General features: G+C 65.1%; 22 protein-coding genes. 13 read left to right on the plus strand and 9 right to left on the minus strand.

Translation table 11 applies throughout. The features are described from left to right. Positions 1-42 precede the first annotated feature (42 nt). Positions 43-219 (plus strand): PA3496 family putative envelope integrity protein, encoded by a 177-nt coding sequence (locus tag DNJ95_RS19225; protein WP_165491622.1) that lies wholly within the window; start codon positions 43-45, stop codon positions 217-219. 50 nt (positions 220-269) lie between these two features. Here the strand turns inward: DNJ95_RS19225 and gloA are convergent, their stop codons facing one another. The 3 genes from gloA to DNJ95_RS13945 form a co-directional block, all read right to left on the minus strand. Further along, positions 270-662: a lactoylglutathione lyase gene (gloA, locus tag DNJ95_RS13935; protein ID WP_131185333.1), complete on the minus strand. Its 393-nt coding sequence runs from the start codon at positions 660-662 to the stop codon at positions 270-272. A gap of 85 nt (positions 663-747) precedes the next feature. After that, positions 748-1,965, minus strand: a complete 1,218-nt coding sequence (locus DNJ95_RS13940) for an argininosuccinate synthase (RefSeq protein ID WP_131185334.1) — start codon at positions 1,963-1,965, stop codon at positions 748-750. Positions 1,966-2,101: 136 nt separating this feature from the next. Beyond that, positions 2,102-3,025 (minus strand): flagellar protein MotY, encoded by a 924-nt coding sequence (locus DNJ95_RS13945; RefSeq protein WP_131185335.1) that lies wholly within the window; start codon positions 3,023-3,025, stop codon positions 2,102-2,104. Positions 3,026-3,304: 279 nt separating this feature from the next. Between DNJ95_RS13945 and pyrC the strand changes: the two genes are divergently transcribed. The 4 genes from pyrC to ispA all read left to right on the plus strand — a co-directional run bounded on the left by pyrC (position 3,305) and on the right by ispA (position 6,230). Continuing rightward, positions 3,305-4,348: a dihydroorotase gene (pyrC, locus tag DNJ95_RS13950; protein WP_131185336.1), complete on the plus strand. Its 1,044-nt coding sequence runs from the start codon at positions 3,305-3,307 to the stop codon at positions 4,346-4,348. Then, complete coding sequence (rnt, locus tag DNJ95_RS13955) at positions 4,345-5,019, plus strand: ribonuclease T (protein ID WP_131185337.1); 675 nt, start codon at positions 4,345-4,347, stop codon at positions 5,017-5,019. The genes pyrC and rnt overlap by 4 nt, the downstream gene beginning before the upstream one ends. 84 nt (positions 5,020-5,103) lie before the next feature. Beyond that, the gene (locus tag DNJ95_RS13960; RefSeq protein WP_131185338.1) at positions 5,104-5,346 is read left to right on the plus strand and encodes an exodeoxyribonuclease VII small subunit; all 243 of its coding nucleotides are present in this window, start codon (positions 5,104-5,106) and stop codon (positions 5,344-5,346) included. After that, complete coding sequence (ispA, locus tag DNJ95_RS13965; protein ID WP_131185339.1) at positions 5,343-6,230, plus strand: (2E,6E)-farnesyl diphosphate synthase; 888 nt, start codon at positions 5,343-5,345, stop codon at positions 6,228-6,230. The genes DNJ95_RS13960 and ispA overlap by 4 nt, the downstream gene beginning before the upstream one ends. Positions 6,231-6,415: 185 nt before the next feature. Here the strand turns inward: ispA and waaA are convergent, their stop codons facing one another. Then, positions 6,416-7,690, minus strand: a complete 1,275-nt coding sequence (gene waaA, locus DNJ95_RS13970; protein WP_131185340.1) for a lipid IV(A) 3-deoxy-D-manno-octulosonic acid transferase — start codon at positions 7,688-7,690, stop codon at positions 6,416-6,418. Between the two features lie 216 nt (positions 7,691-7,906). Here waaA and DNJ95_RS19690 point away from each other — a divergent pair, with 216 nt between their 5' ends. Beyond that, positions 7,907-8,032 (plus strand): hypothetical protein, encoded by a 126-nt coding sequence (locus tag DNJ95_RS19690; RefSeq protein WP_276330886.1) that lies wholly within the window; start codon positions 7,907-7,909, stop codon positions 8,030-8,032. 346 nt (positions 8,033-8,378) lie between these two features. Here the strand turns inward: DNJ95_RS19690 and DNJ95_RS13975 are convergent, their stop codons facing one another. Continuing rightward, entirely contained in the window at positions 8,379-9,581 is a 1,203-nt protein-coding gene (locus DNJ95_RS13975; RefSeq protein WP_131185341.1) for an MFS transporter, read from the minus strand. Positions 9,582-9,895: 314 nt separating this feature from the next. Here DNJ95_RS13975 and DNJ95_RS13980 point away from each other — a divergent pair, with 314 nt between their 5' ends. The 4 genes from DNJ95_RS13980 to DNJ95_RS13995 all read left to right on the plus strand — a co-directional run bounded on the left by DNJ95_RS13980 (position 9,896) and on the right by DNJ95_RS13995 (position 16,716). Further along, positions 9,896-10,864, plus strand: a complete 969-nt coding sequence (locus tag DNJ95_RS13980) for an ABC transporter substrate-binding protein (protein ID WP_131185369.1) — start codon at positions 9,896-9,898, stop codon at positions 10,862-10,864. A gap of 83 nt (positions 10,865-10,947) precedes the next feature. Beyond that, the gene (locus tag DNJ95_RS13985) at positions 10,948-13,194 is read left to right on the plus strand and encodes a TonB-dependent receptor (protein ID WP_131185342.1); all 2,247 of its coding nucleotides are present in this window, start codon (positions 10,948-10,950) and stop codon (positions 13,192-13,194) included. 100 nt (positions 13,195-13,294) lie between these two features. Continuing rightward, positions 13,295-16,027 (plus strand): exo-rhamnogalacturonan lyase family protein, encoded by a 2,733-nt coding sequence (locus tag DNJ95_RS13990; RefSeq protein WP_131185343.1) that lies wholly within the window; start codon positions 13,295-13,297, stop codon positions 16,025-16,027. A gap of 29 nt (positions 16,028-16,056) precedes the next feature. After that, positions 16,057-16,716 carry a DUF6250 domain-containing protein gene (locus DNJ95_RS13995; RefSeq protein ID WP_131185344.1) on the plus strand — a complete coding sequence of 220 codons (660 nt, stop codon included), beginning with the start codon at positions 16,057-16,059 and terminating at the stop codon, positions 16,714-16,716. A 735-nt stretch (positions 16,717-17,451) separates the two neighbouring features. On the opposite strand, the gene DNJ95_RS14005 is transcribed toward DNJ95_RS13995, so the two are convergent. Continuing rightward, on the minus strand, positions 17,452-18,390 hold the full coding sequence (locus DNJ95_RS14005; protein ID WP_131185346.1) for a LysR family transcriptional regulator: 939 nt from the start codon (positions 18,388-18,390) through the stop codon (positions 17,452-17,454). A gap of 415 nt (positions 18,391-18,805) precedes the next feature. Here DNJ95_RS14005 and DNJ95_RS14010 point away from each other — a divergent pair, with 415 nt between their 5' ends. Continuing rightward, a complete protein-coding gene (locus tag DNJ95_RS14010; RefSeq protein WP_131185347.1) occupies positions 18,806-20,320 on the plus strand; it encodes a histidine kinase in 1,515 nt (504 codons plus the stop codon). Between the two features lie 642 nt (positions 20,321-20,962). Then, positions 20,963-22,084 carry a beta-ketoacyl-ACP synthase III gene (locus tag DNJ95_RS14015; RefSeq protein ID WP_131185348.1) on the plus strand — a complete coding sequence of 374 codons (1,122 nt, stop codon included), beginning with the start codon at positions 20,963-20,965 and terminating at the stop codon, positions 22,082-22,084. 280 nt (positions 22,085-22,364) lie between these two features. Here the strand turns inward: DNJ95_RS14015 and ccoM are convergent, their stop codons facing one another. From ccoM to DNJ95_RS14020, 3 genes are all read right to left on the minus strand, one after another. Next, entirely contained in the window at positions 22,365-22,475 is a 111-nt protein-coding gene (gene ccoM, locus DNJ95_RS19695) for a cytochrome c oxidase subunit CcoM (RefSeq protein ID WP_276330887.1), read from the minus strand. 468 nt (positions 22,476-22,943) lie between these two features. Next, a complete protein-coding gene (locus tag DNJ95_RS19230) occupies positions 22,944-23,105 on the minus strand; it encodes a hypothetical protein (protein WP_165491621.1) in 162 nt (53 codons plus the stop codon). A gap of 30 nt (positions 23,106-23,135) precedes the next feature. Next, entirely contained in the window at positions 23,136-23,438 is a 303-nt protein-coding gene (locus DNJ95_RS14020; protein WP_131185349.1) for an aspartate-semialdehyde dehydrogenase, read from the minus strand. Between the two features lie 157 nt (positions 23,439-23,595). On the opposite strand from DNJ95_RS14020, the gene rapA reads away from it, so the two are divergent. Continuing rightward, positions 23,596-26,439 (plus strand): RNA polymerase-associated protein RapA, encoded by a 2,844-nt coding sequence (gene rapA, locus DNJ95_RS14025; RefSeq protein ID WP_131185350.1) that lies wholly within the window; start codon positions 23,596-23,598, stop codon positions 26,437-26,439. Positions 26,440-26,483 lie beyond the last annotated feature (44 nt).

Consider the following 26,483-nt stretch of genomic DNA (forward strand, 5'->3'; position numbering starts at 1 on the left):
CACGATCCCTGCGGAAGTTGCCTTAGCTTCGGAGTGCTCTCAGTGTCAGACAAAGACGATAGCCAGCTGGAAGACGACTTCATCACCGATGATGAAGACGATGCCGATACCCCGATCGAGGTTGCCAAAACCAACCTGACCAAACGCCGCATCATCGACAACCTGCTCGAAGAACGCAGGTTGCAGAAACAACTGAACGAATACGACTTCGACCTGTAGAGCAGCGGCAAGCGGCAAGAAGAGTGGCTTGCCGCTTGTAGCTGATAATCCTAGTCCGCGCGTTGCGGCGAGAGCAGTTCGATCTTGTAGCCATCCGGGTCTTCGACGAACGCCAGGATGCTGCTTCCATGCAGCATCGGCCCCGGCTCGCGGGTGATGCGCCCGCCACGGGCGCGAATACCCTCGCAGGCCTTGTAGACATCCGCGACTTCCAGGGCGATATGGCCATAGCCGTTGCCCAGTTCGTAGCTTTCCACACCCCAGTTCTGGGTCAGCTCGATCACGCTGTTATGTTCTTCGTCGCCATAGCCGACGAAGGCCAGGGTGAACTTCCCCTCTGGATAGTCCTTGCGGCGCAGCAGGGTCATGCCCAGCACTTCGGTATAGAAGGCAATGGAGCGGTCCAGGTCGCCGACTCGCAACATCGTATGCAAAAGACGCATCGGATCTTCCTCACGGTTTGAATTGAAAACCCCGGCTCGTGGGCCGGGGCTCGTTATCGGTCGGACAGCGTCAAGCCCCGATCATTCAGAGGGGCGAGCGGCCCTTGCCCGCCGCGATGCGCATGCGCAATGCATTGAGCTTGATGAAACCGGCCGCGTCCTGCTGGTCGTAGGCGCCGCCGTCTTCCTCGAAGGTAGCGATATTGGCATCGAACAGCGAGTCGTCGGACTTGCGGCCGACTACGATGACGTTGCCCTTGTACAGCTTCAGGCGCACCACGCCGTTCACCGTCGCCTGGGAAGCGTCGATCATCCGCTGCAGCATCAGGCGCTCCGGGCTCCACCAGTAGCCGTTGTAGACCAGGCTGGCGTACTTGGGCATCAGTTCGTCCTTCAGGTGCGCCACCTCACGGTCGAGGGTGATCGACTCGATGGCACGGTGCGCCTTGAGCATGATGGTGCCGCCGGGGGTTTCGTAGCAGCCGCGCGACTTCATGCCGACGTAGCGGTTCTCGACGATATCCAGGCGCCCGATGCCATTGGCGCCGCCGATGCGGTTCAGTTCGGTGAGCACCTGGGCCGGGCTGAGCTCCTTGCCGTCGATGGCGACGATATCGCCGTTGCGATAGCTCAGCTCGATATAGGTGGCGGCATCCGGCGCCTTCTCGGGCGAGACGGTCCAGCGCCACATGTCTTCTTCGTGCTCGGTCCAGGTGTCTTCCAGCACGCCACCTTCATAGGAGATGTGCAGCAGGTTGGCATCCATGGAGTAAGGCGATTTCTTCTTGCCGTGGCGCTCGATCGGGATGGCATGCTTCTCGGCATAGTCCATCAGCTTCTCGCGGGACAACAGGTCCCACTCGCGCCAGGGAGCGATGACCTTGACCCCCGGCTTCAGCGCATAGGCGCCCAGCTCGAAACGCACCTGGTCGTTGCCCTTGCCGGTGGCGCCGTGGGAAATGGCGTCGGCACCGGTTTCGTTGGCGATCTCGATCAGGCGCTTGGCGATCAGCGGGCGGGCGATGGAAGTGCCCAGCAGGTACTCGCCTTCATAGACGGTATTGGCACGGAACATCGGGAACACGAAGTCGCGCACGAACTCTTCGCGCAGGTCATCGATGTAGATTTCCTTGACGCCCAGGGCCTGTGCCTTGGCGCGAGCGGGTTCGACTTCTTCGCCCTGCCCCAGATCGGCGGTGAAGGTCACCACTTCACATGCATAGGTATCCTGCAGCCACTTGAGGATCACCGAAGTGTCCAGGCCACCGGAATAAGCCAGGACCACCTTCTTTACATCGGCCATTGCCATCCACTCCCGGGATTGTACGGAAAACGACGATTCTACTGGTCGGGGCCGGCGATTTACAGGGGAAAGTCAGTTGCAAGCTGCAAGCGAGAAAGTGCCGGGGCGTGAGCCGGTGGGCGGCAAGGGCCAAGGCTCAGGAGGAGGTGGACGTCTCCTTGGCCGGGGCCGGCTCCGCCGCCGGTGCGGTCGCCTGCTCCGTCGGGGCGATATCCACGCGATCCAGGCGTACGGTGACGCGGCGGTTCTTCGCACGGTTGGCAGCCGTGCTGTTGGGCACCAGCGGATAGCGCTCGCCATGGAAGCGCAGCACGATCTGCTCCTCAGCGATGCCCCTGGCGAGGAAGTAGTCCTTGACCGCCAGGGCCCGGCGCCGGGAAAGATCGCGGTTGAACAGGCGGTTGCCGCCACTGTCGGAGTGCCCGTCCAGCTCGATATGGTTGACGCTGGGGTCGGCGGCCATATAGGCCAGGATCACATCCAGCCTGGCCTTGCCGTTGTCATCGAGAATGACATCGCCACCGGGGAAGCCTATCTGCGACAACTTGACCTGATCGAAGTTGAACGGCAGCAGCTTGGCGGTACAGACACGGAAATCCTCATAGGCCTTGCCGAAACGAACCGGCAGCAGGCGCACCTCGAGCCTGTCCCCGCCGTGCCAGGTACGGTGCCGCACGACCGGGCTGCGCCCGTCCAGCAGCCCGCTCAACAGCCGCCCGGCCTGTACCTGGGAACTGCTGAACGGAATCTCCCCGTCAGCGATCGTCAGTACGCCCAGATTGATGTCGCCGCGCCCCGGCTGCCAGGGCGCGGCGGCGGCCAGCAAGGTCGCCGAACCGCCACCGAACCAGCGCTCCGGCACCTTCAGACGGAACACCGCCTGCTCGCCGGCGCGCCGCACGAACTCGCCACTGCCGAAATCGGCGATGGGCTGGATCAGGCGGCATTCGAACTGATCGCCTTCCACATGCCACTGCACTCTCTCCAGGCGGGTCTGGAAGGTAATGGCGTGAACCGGCGAGGTCATGAGGCAGAACAATAGAACGGGGCGCAGGCGCACGGCAGGCTCCACGGAAAACGGCATTCACTGGGAGTATCGGTGCCGCCGGGAGAAACTTGAGGGCGATCGCGTCATACCGTTATCCACGTGCAAGTGGCTTCGACAAGGGCGCTGGCGGCTGGAAAGCTGGACGCAAACACCCAACTGCCCCGCTCTTTCGTCCTGCCTCAAGCCTTCCAGCACTCTTTTCGGCCCTTTGCACTGCATAGCCGCCACTTGCAGCCTGCGGGCGCATTTTCCGGTAGCATTCGCCCACGCTCGATGGCCTGGAAACTCCCCATGCAAGACCGAATCACCCTGGTACGCCCCGACGACTGGCATATCCACCTGCGCGACGGCGCGGTCCTTGCCCATACCGTGGCCGATGCCGCGCGGCAGTTCGCCCGCGCGATCATCATGCCCAACCTGCTGCCGCCGGTACGTAACCGCGACGAAGCCGCCGCCTACCGGGAGCGCATCCTTGCCGCACGGCCACAGGGCAGCCGCTTCGAACCGCTGATGGTGCTCTACCTGACCGACGCCACCAGCCCCGAGGATGTTCGCCAGGCCAAGGCCAGCGGCTTCGTGCATGCCGCCAAGCTCTACCCGGCAGGCGCCACCACCAACTCGTCATCGGGCGTGACCCGCCTGGAAAACATCTTCCCGACCCTCGAAGCCATGGCCGAAGTCGGCCTGCCGTTGCTGGTGCATGGGGAAGTGACACGTAGCGAAATCGATATCTTCGACCGCGAGAAGCACTTCATCGACGAACAGTTGAGCCAGGTCGTGCAGCGCTTCCCCGGGCTGAAGATCGTCTTCGAACACATCACCACCCGTGACGCGGCACAGTTCGTCACGGAGGCGCCAGCCAATGTCGGCGCCACCATCACCGCGCATCATCTGCTGTACAACCGCAACCACCTGCTGGCCGGCGGTATCCGCCCGCACTTCTATTGCCTGCCGGTGCTCAAGCGCAATACCCACCAGGAAGCGCTGCTCGACGCCGCCACCAGCGGCAACCGGAAATTCTTCCTCGGCACCGACTCGGCGCCCCATACCCGCCACGCCAAGGAAAGCGCCTGCGGCTGTGCCGGCTGCTATACCGCGTACAGCGCCATCGAGTTGTACGCCCAGGCCTTCGAACAACGCAACGCACTGGAGCGCCTGGAAGCCTTCGCCAGCTTCCATGGCCCCGACTTCTACGGCCTGCCACGCAATACCGAGCGGGTCACCCTGCGCCGCGAGGACTGGACGCTGCCGGAAAGCCTGCCCTTCGGCGACCAACAGGTCATTCCGCTGCGCGCGGGCGAAACCCTGCACTGGCGCCTGGAGGCCCAAGCATGAGCGGCGATCAGTTCGAGGACGAATTCGAAGGGCATCCGGGGAAATCCCGCTCGCCGATGGCACAACGCTTCCGTGGTTTCCTACCGGTGGTGGTGGACGTGGAAACCGGTGGTTTCAACTGTGCCACCGACGCACTACTGGAAATCGCCGCCGTGCCTATCGGCATGGATGAGCAGGGCCTGCTCTACCCCCAGGAAACCCTGTTCTTCCGCGTGGAGCCCTTCGCCGGCGCCAATATCGAGCAAGCCGCGCTGGAATTCACCGGCATCAAGCTCGACCACCCGTTGCGCATGGCGGTTTCCGAAGCGCACGCGCTCGGGGAAATCTTCCGCAGCGTGCGCAAGGCGGTGAAATCCAACGGCTGCAAGCGCGCCGTGCTGGTCGGCCACAACAGCAGTTTCGACCTCGGCTTTCTCAATGCGGCCATCGCCCGCTGCGATATCAAGCGCAACCCCTTCCATCCCTTTTCCAGCTTCGATACCGCCACCCTCGGCGGCCTGGCCTATGGCCAGACAGTGCTGGCCAAGGCCTGCCAGGCCGCCGGTGTGGACTTCGACGGGCGCGAGGCCCACTCGGCCCGCTACGACACGGAAAAGACCGCCGAACTGTTCTGCGGCATCGTCAACCGCTGGAAGGAAATGGGCGGCTGGGAAGAGTTCGAGGAATTGTAGGAAAGTGCCACGGTGGCCCGTTGTGACCTTTCTTGCTAATGTCGCGCCCACCTTCAAATGCCGCCTTGAACCACAGGTTTGCCAATGGCCCGCAAGAAAGCCACTCTCGATTTCGAAAAATCCCTTGCCGATCTGCAACAACTGGTCGAACGCCTGGAAAGCGGCGAGCTGTCGCTGGAAGACTCGCTCGCCTGCTTCGAACAGGGCATCGGCCTGACCCGTGACTGCCAGGCCGCCCTCGACCAGGCCGAGCAGAAAGTGAAAGTCTTGCTGCAACAGGGCGACGAGCTGCGCGAGCAGCCTTTCGACGCGGACCCGCAGGCATGATCGGCGACTACCAGCGCCACTGCCAGGAACGTGTCGACCACTGCCTGGACAGTCTTTTCACGCCGCCCCTGGCCCAGCTCGAACGCCTCTACCAGGCCATGCGCTACAGCGTGATGAACGGCGGCAAGCGTATACGCCCGCTGCTGGTCTACGCCGCCTGCGACGCCCTGCGCGGCGACCGCGCCCAGGCCGATGGCGCCGCCTGCGCGGTGGAACTGATCCATGCCTACTCGCTGGTGCATGACGACCTGCCGGCCATGGACGACGACGACCTGCGCCGTGGCCAACCGACCACCCACAAGGCATTCGACGAAGCCTGCGCGATCCTCGCCGGCGATGGCCTGCAGAGCCTGGCCTTCGAGACCCTGGCCGAGGCGCGCCTCAACCCCGCCGACCCGGCGTTGCGCCTGAGCATGTTCAGTACCCTGGCACGGGCGGCGGGCGGCGCCGGTATGGTCGGCGGGCAAGCCATCGACCTCGGCTCGGTCGGCCAGCGACTGGGCCAGGAAGACCTGATGCGCATGCACCGGCACAAGACCGGCGCGTTGATCGAGGCCAGCGTGCGCCTCGGCGCACTGGCCAGCGGCAATGCCGATCCGGCCAGCCTCGACGCCCTGCGCCGCTATGCCGAAGCCGTCGGCCTGGCCTTCCAGGTACAGGACGATGTGCTCGACGTGGAGAGCGACACCGCCACCCTCGGCAAGACCCAGGGCAAGGACCAGGCTCACGACAAACCAACCTACCCGGCCCTGCTCGGCCTGCAGGCCGCCAAGGACTATGCCCGCGAACTCTGCACGGAGGCGCAGCAGGCCCTGCAACCTTTCGGCGAGCACGCCCGGCCATTATGGGAGTTGGCGAGCTATATAGTCGAACGTAGGCACTGATCTAGCTGCAAGCTGCAAGCTGCAAGCTGCAAGCTGCAAGCTGCAAGCTGCAAGCTGCAAGCTGCAAGCTGCAAGCTGCAAGCTGCAAGCTGCAAGCTGCAAGCTGCAAGCTGCAAGCTGCAAGCTGCAAGCGTAATCAGTGTGAAAGGCGCTCAAAAAACCCTGTCAAGGTTTTTCTTCCAGCTTCAGGCCCCTTCCAACACCCTATCAACCGCCTCCAGCACCCTATCCAGCGCCCCCTGGTTGCGTTGCAGCACGCGCAGACAGGCCTGGCTCATCGCCGCACGGCGGTCCGGCTCTTGCTCCAGCGTCTGCAGGGCCTGGGCCAGGCTTTCATCGTCGGAGACCTCCAGCAAGGCGCCCTCTTCGCGTAGCTGTGCGGAAATATCCAGGAAGTTGAACAGGTGCGGGCCACTGAGCACCGGCTTGCCCAACGCGGCGGGTTCGAGCAGGTTGTGCCCGCCGTTGGGCACCAGGCTGCCGCCGACGAACGCGATATCGGCCAGGGCATAGAGAAACAGCAGCTCGCCCATGGTGTCGCCGAGCATGACCTGGGTTTGCAACTGGACCGGCGCCCCACTGGAGCGGCGCACCGTGTTCATCCCCTGGAGGCGGCAAAGTTCGTACACGCCGTCGAAGCGCTCCGGATGGCGCGGCACCAGGATCAGCAGGGCCTGCGGGGAATACGCCAGCAGGCGGCGATGCGCCGCCAGCACGATTTCGTCCTCGCCGGCATGGGTACTGGCGGCGATCCAGACCGGCCTTGCGCTGGCCTGCCAGCTCGCGCGCAGTTCATCGCCACGGGGCGACAACTGGGCATCGAGGTGCAGGTCGAACTTGATCGACCCTGTCACTTCGACAGCCGCTGGCCGCGCACCCAACTGGCGGAAGCGCTCGGCCTCGGCCTCGGTCTGCACGGCAATCAGCGACAACTCGGCCAGCATCGGCGCGGTCAGCCGGGCAAAGCGCGCATAGCCCCGCGCCGAACGCTCGGAGAGCCGCGCATTGAGCAACGCCACCGGAATGCCGCGCCGCTGGCACTGGTGGATATGGTTCGGCCAGAGCTCGGTCTCCATCACCAGCGCCAGCTTCGGCCGTACCCGGTCGAGAAAGCGCGCCGCCGCCCAGGGCAGGTCGTAGGGTAGATAACAGTGCTGCACCTGGTCGCCGAACAATGCGCGTATACGTTCGGAGCCGGTCGGCGTCATGCAGGTCAGGGTGATCGGCAGGTGCGGATAACGCGCCATCAACTCACGCACCAGCGGCGCCGCGGCGATGCTTTCGCCCACCGACACCGCGTGCAGCCATATACCTCCTGGCTGGAAATCCGCCAGGTCGATTGCAAAACGCTCGCCGATGCGCTGCGCATAGGCCGGCGCACGCCTGGCACGCCAGAACAGCCGCCCCAGGATCACTGGCAGCACGAGGAGGAACAGCAGGGTATAGAGAGTCCGATTCATGGGCGGTGAGCTTATAAGCGGCAAGCGGCAAACGCCAGAGCGGAACCCGTCCAAAGGACGTATGTGCCTGGATCGGACTCGTAGTATGTGATGCGCCCCATAAAACAGCGCATTACGCTGTGACTGGCTTCACGCTTTTCGCATACATCCCTTGAGCACAGCGCAGCTCACCCACAATCTGGCGGCCAAACGAACATCTGCGGGCAGCCATGCACCATGAGCGAAGATCACGACTCTCCCTGGAAAGAAGCGCTGGAAGTGTTCTTCCGGCCATTCCTGCAACTGCTGTTCCCGGATATCGAGGCCCTGGTGGATGGTGGCCTTGCCGAGCGAAACCGGTGATTACTACGATGCACGAATCACCCGTTACAGCAGAAGACGATTATGCCTTGCGTCAGCTCATTCGAACGCAAGGCACAGGCAAAAGGGTTCGATAAAGGACGTACCAGTGCGCTGCAGGAAACCCTGCACAAACAGTTATTCCTCAAATTCGGAAATTTGCCAGCAGATATGGAACAACGCCTGGAAGCCGCCACGGAATCCGGGCTGAAACGATGGGCGGTACGGATTCTGTTCGCCGGGCAGTTGCCGGAAGTCTTTGCGGAAAGCTTAAGCCCCGGGCTGTTGCCATTTCGTCGCACGCCGCGTTGCCGCTCGGGCTTTAGGGTGCGCAAGCGTCCGGCGCCCGCTATGGCTTGCTGCCCAAGGCCACGCCCTCCAGACCGGGAGTCACGGCCTTCTCGCTACGCGGCAGCCACAGCGCCAGAATGCCCAGCAGCGGCAAGTAGGCACAGGCTTCGAACAGGAAGACGATGCCCTTCCAGTCGGCCAGCAGCCCCAGCACGGCGGCGGCGATACCGCTGATGCCGAAGGTCAGGCCGAAGAAGAAACCGGCGATCAGGCCGATGCGCTGCGGCATCAGGCGCTGGGCATAGACGATGATGATCGGGAACGCCGAGGCCATGGTCACGCCGATGGCCACCGACAGCAGGATCGCCCCTTCCAGGCCGACCTGCGGCAACAGCAGGGTGAACGGGCAACTGCCGAGGATCGACAGCAGGATCACCGGGCGCTGGCCGAAGCGGTCGCTGAGCGGGCCGCCGAGCAGGGTGCCCACGGCCACCGCGGCGAGGAACACGAACAACTGCAATTGCGCCTGGGCCGCGCTCAGCCCGAAGCGCTCGATCAGGTAGAAGCTGTAGTAGTTGGCCATCGCCGCCAGGTAGACGTACTTGGAAAGGATCAGCACGCTCAGCAACAGCATCGCCACGGTATGCAGCCGCCCCCCATCCGCCAGCGTACCGCCCTGCGGGCACGCCGCCCGGTAAGGCGCCAGCCGTGGCCGCAACCAGAGCAGCAGCCCGCCGCCGGCCACCGCCAGCAGCGGCAGCCAGCCGAGCAGCCCCAGGCCCAGCGGCGAGATCAGCAATGCGATCAGCAGCGGCGCCAGGGCCGAGCCGATATTGCCGCCCAACTGGAATACCGACTGCGCCAGCCCATGGCGCCCACCAGAGACCATGCGCGCCGACCGCGAACCTTCCGGGTGGAACAGCGACGAGCCCAGTCCCAGCAACCCGGCCACCAGCAGCAAGCCGCTGAAGGACTGCGCGAAAGCCAGCAGCGATAGCGCCAGGCCACTGCACAGCATCGCCAGCGGCAGCAGGCCCGTGCGCGGCCTGCGGTCGCCCCAGGCACCGACCAGGGGCTGGCACACGGAACCGACCAGATGAAACACGAAGGTAACCGCCCCCAGTTGCCCATAGCTCAGGCCATGGGCCTCCCGGAGCTGCGGGTAGAGCATCGGCAACAGCGCCTGCAGCATGTCGTTGAACAGGTGCGCGGTACTGATCGCCAGCAGTAGCGGCCATGCCAGGGAGCGGTTTGTCGCCATCGGGAGGGAAAGGCCAGGACGGATCGGGGGCCGTATTCAAGCGGCTTGCAGTAGGCCCATGCCAATGCGTTTTCATCATAGTTTTTTTGCTGTTCCGACATAGTTCTTGCGGCCAGCGCCAACACTGACTCATGCATTAAAAGAATAAGCAGATAATTTTTAAGTATTTAATTTCAGGTTTCTTTTGCCTGATGGTGCCGCCGCCGAGCAGTCGAATCGACGGAGCCACCATGATTCCTTTCCATCCGGGCACCTTCGCCCGAACAGTCTTCCGCAGCGCGGGGCACGCCCTGGCACTGCTGGCCACGCTCTGGATGGCCCAGCCGGCATGGGCCGCCAGCGAAATCCGCATCGCCGTGTCGGATATCGGCGCCACCACGCGCCACAGCGGCGGCGGTCTGGTGGACGTGCTCTACGCACGGCAATTGCTGGAGCAGGAGTTCGCGGAAGACGGCATCCAGGTGCGCTGGGTCTTCATCAAGGGCGCCGGCCCGCTGATCAACGAGGCCTTCGCCAACGGCCAGGTCGATCTCGCCTACCTCGGCGACCTGGCCAGCATCATCGGCAAGTCCGGTGGCCTGGATACCCGCGTGGTGGCCGCGGCGGCACGCGGCGTCAACCACTACCTGGCGGTGCGCCCGGACTCCAGTATCGAGACATTCGCCGATCTCAAGGGTAAACGGGTCGGCCTGTTCCGTGGCACCGCCGCGCAACTGTCCTTTATCGACGCCTTGCAGACGGCCGGGCTCTCCGAGCGCGACCTGCGGGTGATCAACCTCGACTTCGCCGCCGCCAGCGCCGCCCTCGCCGCCGGCCATATCGACGCCACCTGGGGCGGCAACAATGCCCTGGCTCTGGCGGAGCGTGGCCTCGCCCGGCTACCGCTGTCGACCAAGCAGACCCGCGACGGCGCCGGCCAGTTGAGCGGGCTGGTGCTGGCCACCCGCGCCTTCGCCGAAGCCCATCCGGACTGGCTGCGGCGCCTGCTGAGCGTGCACCGCCAGGCGGCACGCTGGGCCAGCGACCCGGCCAATCTCGATGCCTACCTCGAACTGCAGTCCCACCAGAGCGGCTACCCACAAAGCCTGCTGCGTGCCGAACTGGAAGGTGCGCCCCCCCTGAGCGAACTGCTGTCGCCGGAACTCGACCAGGGTTTCGTCGAGAAGCTGCGGGCATCCGTCGCCAGCGCGCGCCAGGCCGGGTTGATCCGCCGCGATATCGACCTGCAGCAATGGCTCGCCCCTGAATTCCTCGAGCAGACCCGCGCCACAGCCACCCCCTGAGCGACGCGGTCGCCACCCTGACCTGCCCCACCGCCCGGCCCTACCGGCGGCGGGCGCCACACGAACGCAAGAAAGGAAAGACCATGAAATACCTGCCCTCACTGATCTACCTGGCCGTCGCGCTCGCCTCGACCCAGGGCTTCGCCGCAACGACGGACACCGAAGAGAAAACCGCCAGCGACACGGCACCACGCCTGAAAACCGTGCGTGTCGAAGGCCAGCGCCAGCAGCAGGACCCGCAGCGCACCCCCAGCGCCGCCACCGTGATCGCTGGCGAAGAGCTGCAGCGCCAGGGCATACAGTCCCTGGAGGACCTGCCGCAACTGGCGCCCGGCCTGGATGTGGCGGTAGTCGACCCCTTCGATACGCGCCTGACCATCCGCGGCATCGGCGATGGCGGCGGTACCGAGATCAACATCGGCATGCCCAGCAGCGTCGGCCTGTTCCTCGACAACGTCTACCTGAGCCGTCCCGGCATGCTCTCCAACGACCTGCTGGACATCGAGAACGCCACCGTGCTGGCCGGCCCCCAGGGCACCCTGTACGGCTACAGCACCACCGGCGGCGCCATCGACATCCAGACGCGCAAGCCGACCTTCGAGCCGGAAGGCTCGATCCGCCAGTCCTTCGGCCAGCGTGGCCATACCCAGACCCAGGCGATGTTCTCCGGCCCGCTGAGCGAGACCCTGGCCGGGCGTATCAACCTCTCCCACAGCGAGCGTGGCGGCTACGTCAAGAACCGCTACAGCGGGCATGACCTGGGCGGCAGCATCAAGGATGGCGTGCGCGGCCAGTTGCTCTGGGTACCGGCCGACGATTTCAGCCTGCGCCTGATCGCCGACTGGAACGACGCGCGCAACGCCCCGGTGGCGGTACTCGAATCCACCAACCTGACCAATGGCCGCGACCTGTTCCTCGAACGTGCTCGGGCTGCCGGGGCCAACCCGGTGATCGGCGGTGTCAACACCGACGACGAGAACCACACCCGCCTGCAGCAGGGTGGCGTCTCCGCCGAAGCCAACTGGGCCCTGGCGGGTGGCTACAACCTGCGCTCGACCACCGCCTTCCGTTATTTCGGCTACAAGCCCAGCACCACCGACACCCTGGATATCCCGCTGTACTCCAACAGCGGAGCCGACGTGCGCGACCGCATCTGGTCCCAGGAAATCCGCCTGGATTCACCGCGCGGCGAGCACTTCGACTACGCCCTCGGCGCCCTCTACTTCGGCGAGAATCTCGACACCTACGCCCACGACTACTACGCCGACAACGACCAGGCACCGATCTGGTACGGCAACCGCAACCTCAACGGCAAGCTGGTACAGCGCTGGGGCGAGATCGACGAACGCATATTCTCGCTGTTCACCCAAGGCACCTGGCACGTCACCGACAAATTCGACATCACCGCCGGCGTGCGCGGCACCCACCAGCGCAAGGCCGGCTCCTTCGTGCGGGTCAACCGCAACGACTTCGATTCCGGCGACCTGGTGCAGCGCAAGTTCCTGCCCTCCGGCCTGCTCAACTTCAGCTACTGGTTCCAGCCGGAGCTGCAGGGCTACCTGACCCTGGGCTATGGCGAGAAGGCCGGCGGCCTGAACATTTCCTCCGGTGCCGCCAACCGCGCCGGCATGGACAGCCTGTTCATCCTGCCCGAGTCCACCCGTGGTGCCGAACTGGGCCTCAAGGGCAAATGGTTCGAGCAACGCCTGAGTGCCGACGTGGCGCTGTTCTGGTCGCGGGTCAAGGACTTCCAGACCAACGCCTACGACGAGGAATTCCAGACCTCCTACCTGATCAACGCCGGCAGCATCCGCTCGCGCGGCATCGCCGCCAGCATCGGCCTGTATCCCGTCGAAGGCCTGAGCCTGAACCTGGACGGCACCCTGCTCGACGCCAGCTACATGGAGTTCGACAACGCCCGCTGCCCGGCGGAAGTGACCCTCAGGGGCAATGCGCCAGCCACCTGCGACCTGTCCGGCGAGCAGGTATTCCGCTCGCCCAAGGTCACCTACAACCTGACCAGCCGCTACGACTGGCGCGCCGGCGACGGCCTCGACGCCTTCCTGCAGGCACGCTGGAGCTATCGCTCCTGGGCCTATGGCACGGTCGACAACTCGCGCTACACGCGCATCCCCGGCTATGGCCTGCTCAACCTCTCGGCCGGCCTCGGCGGGCAGTACGGCGACGGTCGCTGGAACGCCTCGGTATGGCTGAACAACGCCCTCGACAAGACCTACTACCGCACCCTCAGCGCCGGCAGCTATGGCGAGGTATACGGCAACCGTGGCGAACCCCGTACCCTGGGCGTGACACTGGGCTATGACTTTTGAGGCAGCGGCACGCGGCACACTTCAAGCCGCAAGAGAAAAGCAGCGGGCTTTTGACTTGTCGCTTGCCGCTTGAAGCGTGCCGCTAAAAACAGGTACATCCATGAACACGCCGACTTTTTCCCGCCGCGCCTTCGTCAAGGGCGGCAGCCTTGCGGCGCTGGCCACGCCGCTGCTGGCAGGCACCGCGCTGGCCGGCCCGCGCCAGACGCCGGATACCTCCGCCACAGGCGTCGCCCTGCACTGGTTGTCCGGCAAGCGGCCTGCGGCCTTTGCCGGCGTCACCTGGGGCACGCCCTGGCCGCGTGGGCAGGTGGCGGCCGGCAGTGGCTTCGAACTGAGCGATAGCCACGGGCACGCCTTCGACCTGCAGAGCTGGCCGCTGGCGTACTGGCCGGACGGCTCGCTGAAATGGAGCGGCCATGCCCTCGCCGCGCACGACGCGACGGATGTCCAGTACATCCTGCAGCCCGTGGCCCAACCCGCTGCGGCGGGCAAGCCCCTGGTCACGGAAAGCGCCACGGCCTTGGTGCTCGACACCGGCCCGCTGCGCTGCGTGATCCCGCGCCAGGGCAGTCAGTTGATCAGCGAAATCCGTCGCCAGGGCCAACCTGCCCTGCTCGGTGGCGAGCTGCTGCTGCGGGTGCAGGGCGATCCGGACCAGCCGGTGCAGGAAACCCGCCACTACCGCAGCGAGGTACGCGAGGCCGTCGTCGAGCAGCACGGCCCGGTGCGCGCGGTGATCGCCCTGCGCGGCGTGCACAGCGCCGCTGACGGCCACAGCCTGCTGCCCTTCAGCGTGCGCCTGTACGCCTACGCCGGCTCCAGCGCACTGCGCCTGCTGCACAGCATCGTCTATGACGGCAACGAACAAGAGGATTTCATCCAGGGCCTGGGCCTGAGCTTTCAAGTGCCGTTGCAAGCGCCGCTGCATGATCGCCATGTGCGCTTCGTCGGCGCCAATGGCGGCCTGTTCGGCGAGGCGGTGCGTGGCCTGTCCGGGCTGCGCCGCGATCCGGGAGAAGGCGTGATCGCCGCGCAACGGGCCGGGCGCGCCACGCCGCCGTTGGCGGAGCCGGTGGCCAGCGGCCTCGGCTATATCCCCGCCTTCGGCAGCTACCGGCTGCTGCAGGCGCACCCGGACGGCTTCTCCATCGCCAAGCGCACCGCCAGCGGCCAGGGCTGGATACAGGCCGCCAGCGGCGAACGCGCCGCCGGCGTCGGCTACCTCGGCGCCCCGGACGGCGGCGTGGTGTTCGGCATCCGCAATTTCTGGCAGAGCTATCCCGGCCAACTGGACATCGAGGACGCCCATACCGAGCAGGCCAGGGTCACCCTCTGGCTATGGGCGCCACAGGCACAGCCGATGGACCTGCGCTTCTACCACGATGGCCTCGGCCAGGACAGCCACGCCAAGCAGCGCGAAGCCCTGGACATCACCTACGAGGACTACGAGCCCGGCTTCGGCTCGCCGCTGGGCGTGGCCCGCACCAGCGAACTGGAGCTGCAGTTCATCGCCGCCACGCCCTCCAGCGAGCGCCTGCTGGCCATCGCCGAGCGCATCCAGGAGCCGCCGCTGCTGCTGGCCAGCCCCGAGCGCCTGCACGCCGCCGGCGTGTTCGGCCCGGCCTGGTCGCCACGGCGGGCGGGCGAAGAGGCGCTGGAAAGCCAGTTGTCCTGGTACTTCGAGTTCTACCGCGACGAGGTCGAGCAACGCCGCTGGTACGGCTTCTGGGACTACGGCGACGTCATGCACACCTACGACGGCGACCGCCATGTCTGGCGCTACGATGTCGGCGGCTATGCCTGGGACAACTCGGAGCTCTCCACCGACCTCTGGCTCTGGTACTACTTCCTGCGCAGCGGGCGCCGCGACGTGTTCCGCATGGCCGAGGCGATGACCCGCCACACCGGCGAGGTGGACGTACACCACATCGGCCCGTTCGCGCCCCTCGGCTCGCGCCACAACGTGCGCCACTGGGGCGACAGCGCCAAGCAGTTGCGCGTCTCCACCGCCGCCAACCGGCGCTTCCTCTATTACCTGACCGCCGACGAGCGCACCGGCGACCTGCTGCGCGCGCAGAACGAAGCGCTGCGCACCCTGCAACGGGTGGTACCGGCGCGCAAGATCGGCCAGCAGGCGGCGGCGGACCCGCAACAGGTCAACCTGTTCTTCGGCATCGACTGGGGGGCGGTCGCCGCCGCCTGGCTGACCGAGTGGGAACGCACTGGCGACGACGCCATCCGCCAGCGCCTGCTGAACGGCATGCGCAGCATCGCCGCCCAGCCCCATGGTTTCTTCAGCGGCTCGGCGGACCTGCATATCGACAGCGGCAGTTTCCAGCGCAACGACAGCGGGCAGCTCTACGTGCTGCACCTGAGCGCGGTGTTCGGCCTGGCGGAAATCTGCGGCGAGCTGCTGCAACTGCTGCCGGAACCGGCTTTCGAGCGCGCCTGGCTGGACTACTGCCGGCTCTACAACGCCACGCCCGAGCAGCAGCGCCAGGCGCTCGGCCAGCCTCTGCCGAAAACCAATCTCAAGCAGGCCCATGCACGCCTCAGCGCCTTCGCCGGCTACTGGCACCACGACCCGGCCCTGCAAGCGCGCGCCTGGGCCGAGTTCCACGCGGGCGAAGGCGGCATTCCCCGCCCCAACCAGCGTATGCGCGAAATAGCCGTGCCGGCCTACCTGCACCCGGTGCGCGAGGCCGAGCCGGTGTCCGTCATCGACCAGCGCTCCGGCAGCACCCATGACGCCAACCTGTCCACCAACGCCGTCGCGCAATGGGGCCTGACCGCCATCGCGCTGCTGGCCCTGGCGGGACCGGCGCGTTGAACGATCCATTCATAACAGAGAGCAATCGCATGCCCACCCGCGTGACCACGGCGCAGCCATTCGACCACGAAGCCTGCGCCCCGGAGATTCTCGTCGAGGATGATTTCCAGCGGTTTTCCAGCCAGCGCTGGCGAGTCGAGGCCCAGCACCCGGACACCCGGGTCGGCGTCGCCGATGGCCAGTTGCTGATCGACAGCCCGCAGGGCGTCACCGTCTGGCTCGACCAGCCGCTGGACGGCGCCTACCGCATCGAGTTCCAGCGCCAGGTGCTGCTGGGCGACGGGCCGAACGACCGCCTGTCCGATCTCAACCAGTTCTGGGGCGCGCGCGACCCGCGCCGCGCCGCGCTGTTCACCCGCAACGGCATCCTGGAGGAGTACGACGAGCTGGACCTGTACTACGTCGGCATGGGCGGCAACGGCAACACCACCACGCGCTTTCGCCACTACGACGGCACTGGCGAGCGGCCGCTGCTGGGGGAATACAGCGACCCCGGCCACCTGTTGCAAGCCAACCGGCGCTACCACATCGGTATCGAGGTGGATGGCATCGGCACGCGCTTCCTGGTCGATGGGCAGTTGTTTTTCGAAACGCGACACCAGGGTACCAGCGGCGGCGGCTACTTTGGCTTCCGCTCGGTCTGGTCGCGCCAGCTCATCAGTCACTTCCGGGTGCTGCGCCTGGCATAGCCTGCCAGCCCCCTGAAAACACAGCAGCCCCACCCGCCCCCGGTCGCTTCCGCACAGGCGGGGCCTGGTGTCGAAGGGAAGGGCATGGCGACCGGGTTGGTCATTTTGTGTGGGCTGGTGGTGTTCGCCCTTGTGGTGTACACCCGCCGCAGAAGCAGTGACTGAGCCACCGGTTGCGCCCCTCGGCGCCTGAGCTCCGCTTCGCTACGTTCCCTTCATTCATTCCGGCATCGCTCCGGGGGCCGGTGTACAAGGACTATCAATGGCCCTTTACACCCCTCGTGACATCCCAGCCACTCGCGGCCCTGCGCAATGCCTGCGTTCAGCCTTCTGGAACGGGGGCGAGGATGCGGCGCCAATGGAACCGATTCGCATAGTAAAAAACGATTGATTGATTTGATTCGATATTTCAGGCGCCACCCGCTTCACCTCCCCGTCAGGAGGCCGAGTGGAATCGTCGTGTAAGAGGTTGAGCGGCAGGGATGCCGCGACGTGCCACTGGAACAGCGATGGAGCGAGGGAACCCCGGAGCGAAGCGCAGGGGCCGGATGTTGGGGTGCCCTTCTTTTTGCTTACTTTTTCTTGGGCAAGCAAGAAAAAGTGAGGCGCCGTAAGGGCGCAACCCGTAGATCAGCCAGATACAGCTGCGGCGGGTGTACGCAGAAAGACAGAACACCACAGCAGCACCAGCCCACACAAAATGACCAATCCGGTATTCCCCATATGACGCGCCAGCTACCGGCTATCCCCCCCGGCCTCGCGCGCCTGCAACTCGCTATCGGCTTCGAGGAAACTTTCGATCAGCGCCTGCGCCGGGTACGACAGCCGGTAGCCGGCGCGGCTGATGATGCCGTAGTGGGTGAAGAACTCGTCAGTCTGCATATCCAGCCCGGCGACCTTCAGCAAGCGCAAGCCGCCCTCGCCCAGGTAGGGATTGCTGGCGCTGATATTGGTGGTGCCGATGGCATCGGAGTGCTGCACCACGGCGATCAGGCTGTAGCCGTTCTCACACTCGATACTGGTCTGGAAATCCGGCTTGCCGCTCAGTTCCACCAGCGCCTTGCGCAGGTTCGGCGGGCGCACCGTGCCAGCGATCGGGTAGCTCAGCAACTGCTCCACACTCACTTCCTCGAACGCCGCCAACGGATGCCCGGCGCGGCAGCAGAAGCCCCAGCGATGGCGGCTGAGCGGCTGCACCTGGTAGTCCGGGTCGACCTCGAAGTTGCGGCAGTCGGCAACGATGAACTCGAATTCCTCGGCCAGCAGGCGCTGGCTGAGCACCTGCCAGTTGTCCACCTGGAAGCGCAGCCGCACCTTCGGCAGGCGCGCGGTGAACAGGCCGATCGCCCGCGGCATCAGCCAGGCCGCCGGGGCCGGGCCGCAGGCGAAGCGCAGTTCGCCAGACTCCTGCTCGTTGAACTGCTGCACGTCGTTGATCAGTTCGTACACGTCGCCCATCAGCCGCCGGGCATGCTCCAGCACCACCAGCCCCTTGCGGGTCGGCTCGAGGTTGCGGTTGCGGTCCACCAGGCGCGCGCCGAAGCCCTGTTCAAGGGCCTGGATACTACGGCTGAAGGCAGACTGGGAAATATTCACGGCCTGCGCCGCCAGGGTGAAGTTGCGGTGCTCGACCAGAGCGATGAAATGCCGCAACTGGCGAAGATCAATATGCATGGGCAGGGCTGTCGCTGAATTACGGCAGTCTACTTTGCAGCTGCAAGCTGCAAGCTGCAAGCTGCAAGCTGCAAGCTGCAAGCTGCAAGCCTAGTCAGTGTGCGAGGCGGGGCCAAAACCCTGCCAAGCGCTTTTTTCGCTTTTGCCCGCCGCCTGTAGCCTCCCCGTCCAGTTTCCGATCAGGGCGATCGCGCGATACCGTTATTCACCGGGAAGGGGCTTCGATAAAAGCGCTGGAGGCTGGACGAAAAACACTGGCTGCCACGCGCTTTCGTACAGCCTCCAGCCAACGCTGTTTTCGGCTGTTTGCCGTGCAGAGCGCGATTGCCCTGAGTTTCCGATTACCAGACCTTCTGAGTCAGTCTTGCATCTCGTATACTGCCCGCAATTTCCCCACCGAGAAGAGCCGAGCGCTGTGAAGCGGCCATCGTCAGTAAAACCAGACAATTTCTTCCTGCTGCTCTATCGCGCCCTGTTCCAGCGCCGTGTGCCGCTGGTCCTGCGTATCGTCAGCCATACCCTGCTGCTGGTAGCGCTGGCCCTGGCGATCTACGCCTGGGTCATGGGCATGCAGTTCAGGAGCGCCATGGAACAGCATGCCGACGCCCTGGGCCAGAGCCTGGTATCGCAGACCGCCGCATCGGCCACGCAGTCGCTGGTGGCCAATGACATCCTCAGCCTCAACGTATTGCTGAACAACCTGGTGAAGAACCCGCTGGTCGCCCATGCGGCCATCTACAGCGTCGACAATCGCCTGCTCGCCGAGTCCGGCAGCCGTCCGGCGCAGGGCCTGCTGGGCGATGAGCCGGGGCTCTACTCCTCACCCATCAGCTTCCAGGAGGTGATCGCCGGGCATCTGCGGCTCAGCCTGGACATGCGCCAGTTCCAGCAGCCGATGACCATCAGCCTGCAGAGCATGGGGCTGCTGGCGCTGATCCTGCTGGCACTCAGCCTGATCCTGAGCATGCGCCTGGGGCGCAAGCTGTCACTGCCGCTGCTGCAATTGCGCCAATGGCTACGTGACCCGGACGACAACGCGCCCGGGGCGGTCCGGCGGGACGAGATCGGCGACCTGGCGCGCCAACTGCAAGCACGCCTGGTCCCCGAGCAACCCGAGCCCGAGATCGAGATCGAACTGGACGAGGCGCTGGAAGATATCCTCGACAGCCCCGTGCCGCCAGCCCGCCCGTTTGCCGATACCGATACGGACGCGATCGACCTGTATGCCGACAGCGGACAAGGGCCGACCTTCAGCGAAGAGATCGACGACTTCGACGACGACCCACCCTTCGAGGCCGCCCGCCGCCAGCCGCTGACCAGCTTCGCCACGGCGGCGCCCGCCGCCGCCCCGCGAGCGGGCAAGAGTGCCGTACTGGCCATCCAGCTCGGCGGCCAGGAGCAGTTGCGCCGACTCTCCCGTGAGCGCCTGACCGACCTGCTGCAGCATTACCGCGACAGCCTGCAGCAGGCCGCCTCGCTCTACCAGGGCAACCTGCATACCCTCAACGACGGCAGCAGCCTGATCGTCTTCCACGCCCAGGACAACCCGCAGGAATACCTGATCCACGCCCTGTGCTGCGGCGAACTGATGCGCGCACTCGGCCACGCCCTGCAGATCGAGGTGCTCGACAGCGGCATCACCCTGCAACTGCAACTGGCGCTGACCCAGGGTGAAAACCTCTACGGCCTGAGCCAGGGCGACCTGCTGCTCAGCCAGGCGGCACAGGATGCGCTGGCCATGTCGCTGCACAGCCGCAACCTGCTGCTGCTGGAAAACGCCATCGGCAAGGACGGCCTGCTGGGCAGCCGGGCACGCATCCGCGCCATCGCCAACCCGGAAGGCGCCTACTGCGTCGAGCGCCTGCTCGATCCCTACCCGGCGCTGCTGGAGCGCCAGTTGGCGCGCATGCACGAACAGCGCACGCACTGACCTCCAGCGCCTTCCCCAGGGCGATCGCCTGAACGCTCACCTGCGCTCCCGGGCAGGCATATGTCCTGCTTCAGGGGCCAGACAGTGCGACTGGATTGGCAATCAAGTCTGCGATTGGCAGAACACCGCTATCGGTGTTCTGTTGTCCGTATTATCGCGAACCCGGGCAGCCCCGCTACGAAACACGCATGAACCCGTCGCACATATCAATAAGGGGGGCCTCTTCGTTGGTGTCCCTGCCGACGAAGGTTTCGTAGCGGGGCTGGCCGGGCTCGCGGCGAATATCGAGGCGACCATGGAAAGAGCCGCCGGCGCAGTGCCGAATCATCCGTAGGGCTTGCAGTGTCGCGCTCTTTCCTACAGGCGCTGCTTAAGGTGGCTGTGCGGATGCCGGGTGGCGGGACGGGGCCTTCGCCGCCAGGGATGGCGGCGAAGAGCTACAGGGATGTATTCACGCGTGCCCCGTCCCGCCACCTGGCATTCGCACAGGGGCGATGACCTTGAGGTAACGCAGTACATATAGCCAGCCAGACACACTATTGCCAATCCGGTCGCAAAGCATCGCTCCCCGATACGGCCTGGCCGGCTTTTCATGCACAATGGCCGGCAAAACAATGACGTCTAAAGATCGGGAGCATCGACATGCACAACGTCGTCATCAGCGGCACCGGCCTCTACACACCGCCCCACAGCATCTCCAACGATGAACTCGTGGCCTCATTCAACACCTATGTGCGAGCTTTCAACGAGGAGCATGCCCAGGCCATCGCCGCCGGCAGTGTGCAGCCACTGGCCGAGTCCAGCGCCGCATTCATCGAAAAGGCCTCGGGCATCAAGAGCCGCCATGTCATCGACAAGGCCGGCATCCTCGATCCACAACGCATGCGACCGCACATTCCCGAGCGCAGCAACGAGCAGTGGTCGATTCTCTGCGAAATGTCGCTGAAGGCCGCCGAGGAAGCATTGGCCAGGGCTGGCAGGACAGCCGGCGACATCGACGGCGTCATCGTCGCCTGCTCCAACCTGCAGCGCGCCTACCCTGCCATCGCCATCGAGGTCCAGGCCGCACTCGGCATCGAAGGCTTCGGCTTCGACATGAACGTGGCCTGCTCCTCGGCCACCTTCGGCATCCAGAACGCCGTCAACGCGATCCACCTCGGCCAGGCGCGCGCCATCCTCATGGTCAACCCGGAAATCTGCACCGGGCACATGAACTTCCGCGATCGCGACAGCCACTTCATCTTCGGCGACGCCTGCACCGCGGTCCTGCTGGAGCGCGCCGAGCTGGCCGTCTCCAGCCATCAGTGGGAAGTGCTCGATACCCGGCTGGTCACCCGCTTCTCCAACAACATCCGCAACAACTTCGGCTTTCTCAACCGCGCCGACGAGGCACACGCCAACGACCGGGACAAACTCTTCGTGCAGGAAGGCCGCAAGGTATTCAAGGAAGTCTGCCCGATGGTCGCCGAACTGATCGGCAGCCACCTGCATGACAACCACATTCCCATCGAAACGGTGCGCCGCTTCTGGCTGCACCAGGCCAACCTGAGCATGAACCAGTTGATCGTGCGCCGCCTGCTGGAGCGCGATGCCCGCGCGGATGAAGCGCCGGTCATCCTCGATACCTACGCCAACACCAGCTCGGCCGGCTCGGTGATCGCCTTCCACAAACACCAGGACGACCTGCCGGTCGGCAGCATCGGTGTGCTCAGCTCCTTCGGCGCGGGCTATTCGATCGGCAGCGTGATCCTGAAAAAGCGCTGAGCCCCATCTGCTTCAACAAGAAGCTGGCGACTGGGCGAGGCGACTACCGGGTAAAAGCCGAAAGGAGCGCGGAGGCTGGACAGCATGGGGCGGAGGTCTCGGTTTCTGCTCCAGCCTTCAGCACTCTTTTCGGCTTTCGGCGGCTCCACCGGGCCTGGGACTGGTATGCAGCTCGCGATGGGGCTCCCACCCGCAAGATTGCACCCGTGCCGGGCGCATATAAAAAAAGGCGACCGAAGTCGCCTAAATGCCTTGCGTGCCCTTGATCAGGCGGGATGAATTACTTCTTTTTCTGGGAATCCCGCCAGATGAAATAACCTAAACCGCCCATGAAGACGATCATCAGACCGACTGTGACAACCCCTGCGAGCACCACATTATCGAGAAACATGATCGACCTCCGTAATAATGCCCCTGAATCCGATGTGGAGAAATTACCCCGGAACGACGGAAAAAAATTGATCCAGATCAATACCCAGGAAAGCCCAGGACGGCGCATCCGGCGCGGCTGATCCAAATCAAGAAAACGGAAGATAGAGGCGAAATAATCGCGACAGAGGGTCGCAAGGGCAATTGCAACAGGGCGATAGCGCTATGCCGTGATTCATGGGGAAGGGGGCTTCGATAAAAGCGCTGGAGGCTGGACGAAAGAGCGCGGCGGTCGGTGTTTTTCGTCCAGCCTCCAGCGCTCTTTTCGGTCGTTTGTCGTGAGAGTACGACCGCCCTGGCAGTCGCAAGCCTGCAGCTTGAACCTCGGACAGGGCGTGCTCGTACACATCTGGCAAGCGACGCGGTGCAATCCAGGGAAGGAGTATCGCTTGAAGCTTGGCGACCTGAAGCCTGCGGCCGCATTTATCTGTCAGCGCTTCTTCGGTTTGCTCTTGCCGCGTTTCTTGCCCTTGCCCAGGGGCAGGGCCTTTTCGAAGGCGCGGCGCATTTCGTCCAGACGCTGGTCATGCAGGTCATGAATGCGTCTGGCGCGTTCGGCAGTGAAGTCGATCAGTTTCTCGTCATGGCTCATGCAGGCACGCTCGGCATCTCTGTACAGTCGTCAAACCTCTATATCCACCCACTGGCCCTGGCGCGGCGGCTCGTCGGGAGCGCCTGGCAGCGGCGGGCCGCCCTCTTCCTCCAGCCCGCCCGGCTGGGCGGGCTTGCGTTCGCGGCGCTGTCGGCGCTGCTGCTCTTCCCGCAGCAGATCGCCCGCCTCGTGCGGATTGCGCTGATCGAGGCCAACGTTAGTCTCCGACGAACTCGGCTGCGCCGGGACGACCGGCGGGATATCCGGACGCGGCTTGGGCACATCCTGCTGGGCGGTGACCTGGATCACACCGGATGGAATCGGAGGCAGCATATCGATCTCCTGGGCAGCGACAGGGCCACCATGCCCGTCGTAATCATTGGAGTCATCGGACTGGCGCGGGTTTCACCGCCGCTACAGTGGCATATTTCATCGCTCTGTGGGCAGTGTTCCGTTACCATAAGCGGCTTTTTTCACCGCGGGAGGCAGCATGGCGCAGCAGTATCTACCAGGACAACGCTGGATCAGCGATAGCGAGGCGGAACTGGGTTTGGGAACCGTCCTGACCCAGGACGGACGGATGCTCACCATGCTCTACCCGGCGACGGGTGAAACGCGCCAGTACGCGACCCGCAGTGCGCCGCTGACACGGGTGCGCTTCGTCCCCGGCGATGAAGTGACCCACTTCGAAGGCTGGAAGATGACCGTGCGCGAGGTCGACGACATCGACGGCCTGCTGGTCTACCACGGTCTCGATACACAGAACGAAGCCCGTACCCTGCCCGAGACCCAGCTCTCCAACTTCATCCAGTTCCGCCTGGCCAGCGACCGTCTGTTCGCCGGGCAGATCGACCCGCTGAACTGGTTCACCCTGCGCTACCACACCCTGCAGCACCTGAGCGCGCAGTCGCAGTCGACGCTGACCGGGCTGGCCGGCGTTCGCGCGCAGCCCATCGCCCACCAGTTGCACATCGCCCGCGAGGTCGCCGACCGCATCGCCCCGCGCGTACTGCTGGCCGACGAAGTGGGCCTGGGCAAGACCATCGAGGCCGGCCTGGTGATCCATCGCCAGTTGCTCAGCGGGCGGGTCAGCCGGGTGCTGATCCTGGTGCCGGAGAACCTGCAGCACCAGTGGCTGGTGGAAATGCGTCGGCGCTTCAACCTGGAAGTGGCGCTGTTCGATGCCGAGCGCTTCCTGCAGAGCGATGCCAGCAACCCCTTCGAGGACAGCCAACTGGCGCTGGTGGCGCTGGAATGGCTGCAGGACGACGAACATGCCCAGGATGCGCTGTTCGCCGCCGGCTGGGACCTGCTGGTGGTGGACGAAGCCCACCACCTGGTCTGGCACCCCGAAGGCGCCAGCCCGCAGTATCAGTTGGTCGAGCAACTGGCCCAGGTCACCCCTGGCGTGCTGCTGCTCACCGCTACGCCGGAACAGTTGGGCCTGGACAGCCACTTCGCGCGGCTGCGCCTGCTGGACCCGAACCGCTTCCACGACCTGGAAGCCTTCCGCGCCGAAAGCGGCCATTACCAGCCGGTGGCCGAGGCCGTGCAGGAACTGCTCGACCAGGGCCGCCTGAGCGACCAGGCGCGGCAGACCATCCTTAACTTCCTCGGCGCCCAGGGCCAGGAGCTGCTCGATGCCGTCAACCACGGCGACGCCGAGGCAGGCCAGCGCCTGGTACGCGAACTGCTGGACCGCCACGGCACCGGCCGCCTGCTGTTCCGCAACACCCGGGCGGCGGTACAGGGCTTCCCCGAACGCCAGTTGCATGCCTATCCGCTGCCCTGCCCCGAGCAATACGGCGAACTGGCCGGCGGCGAACAGGCCGAGCTGTACCCGGAAGTCGGCTTGCAGGACCGGCAGGATGAGGGCGAACCGCGCTGGTGGACCTTCGACCCACGGGTCGAGTGGCTGATCGAGACCCTCAAGACCCTGAAGAAGCACAAGGTGCTGGTGATCTGCGCCCACGCCGAAACCGCCCTGGACCTGGAGGACGCCCTGCGCGTGCGCTCCGGTATCCCCGCCACGGTCTTCCATGAAGGCATGAGCATTCTCGAGCGCGACCGCGCCGCCGCCTACTTCGCCGATGAGGAGTTCGGCGCCCAGGTGCTGATCTGCTCGGAAATCGGCAGCGAAGGCCGCAACTTCCAGTTCGCCCACCACCTGGCGCTGTTCGACCTGCCGGCCCACCCGGACCTGCTGGAGCAGCGCATCGGCCGCCTCGACCGTATCGGCCAGCGCCATACCATCCAGTTGCATGTGCCCTACCTGGAGAACAGCCCGCAGGCGCGCCTGTTCCAGTGGTACCACCAGGCCCTGAACGCCTTCCTCAACACCTGCCCGACCGGCAACGCGCTACAGCACCGTTTCGGCCCGCGCCTGCTGGCCCTGCTCGACGCGGCAGCGGCCGAACCCTTCCAGGCGCTGCTCGAGGAAGCACGCAGCGAGCGCGAACGCCTCGAAGCGGAACTGCACGATGGCCGCGACCGCCTGCTGGAGCTGAACTCGGCGGGCGGCGAAAAAGGCGCCGCCCTGGTCGAGGCGATCGCCGAGCAGGATGACCAGTACAGCCTGCCGATCTACATGGAAGAACTGTTCGACGCCTTCGGCATCGACAGCGAGGACCACTCGGAAAACGCCCTGATCCTGCGCCCCAGCGAAAAGATGCTGGACGCCAGCTTCCCGCTGGGCGACGACGAGGCGGTGACCATCACCTACGACCGCGCCCAGGCGCTGTCGCGCGAAGACATGCAGTTCATCACCTGGGAACACCCGATGGTGCTGGGCGGCATGGACCTGGTGGTGTCCGGCTCGATGGGCAACACCGCGGTGGCGCTGCTCAAGAACAAGGCGCTGAAGCCGGGCACCGTATTGCTGGAGCTGCTGTTCGTCAGCGAGGTGGTCGCCCCGCGCGCGCTGCAACTGGCGCGCTTCCTGCCGCCCCTGGCGATTCGCTGCCTGCTCGACGCCAACGGCAACGATCTCGCGCCCAAGGTCGCCTTCGACACCATCAACGACCAGTTGGAAAGCGTGCCGCGCGCCAGCGCCAACAAATTCATCCAGGCCCAGCGTGACGTACTGGGCAAGCGCATCGCCGTCGCCGAGAGCAAGGTCGCGCCTGGCCATGCCAAGCGTGTCGGCGAGGCCCAGCAGCGGCTCACGGCCGACCTGGATGAAGAACTGGCGCGCCTGATCGCCCTCAAGGCGGTCAACCCGAGCGTACGCGACAGCGAGATCGACGCCCTGCGCAAGCAGCGCGAGGATGGCCTGGCCATGCTGGAAAAAGCCGCGCTGCGCCTGGAGGCGATCCGCGTACTGGTGGCTGGCTGAACGCCAGCCCATCCCTTGCGCACCGGAGGCACAGGCCGTATGGT

Origin of the sequence: Stutzerimonas kirkiae, assembly GCF_004327335.1 — a bacterium.
Lineage (GTDB): Bacteria > Pseudomonadota > Gammaproteobacteria > Pseudomonadales > Pseudomonadaceae > Stutzerimonas > Stutzerimonas kirkiae.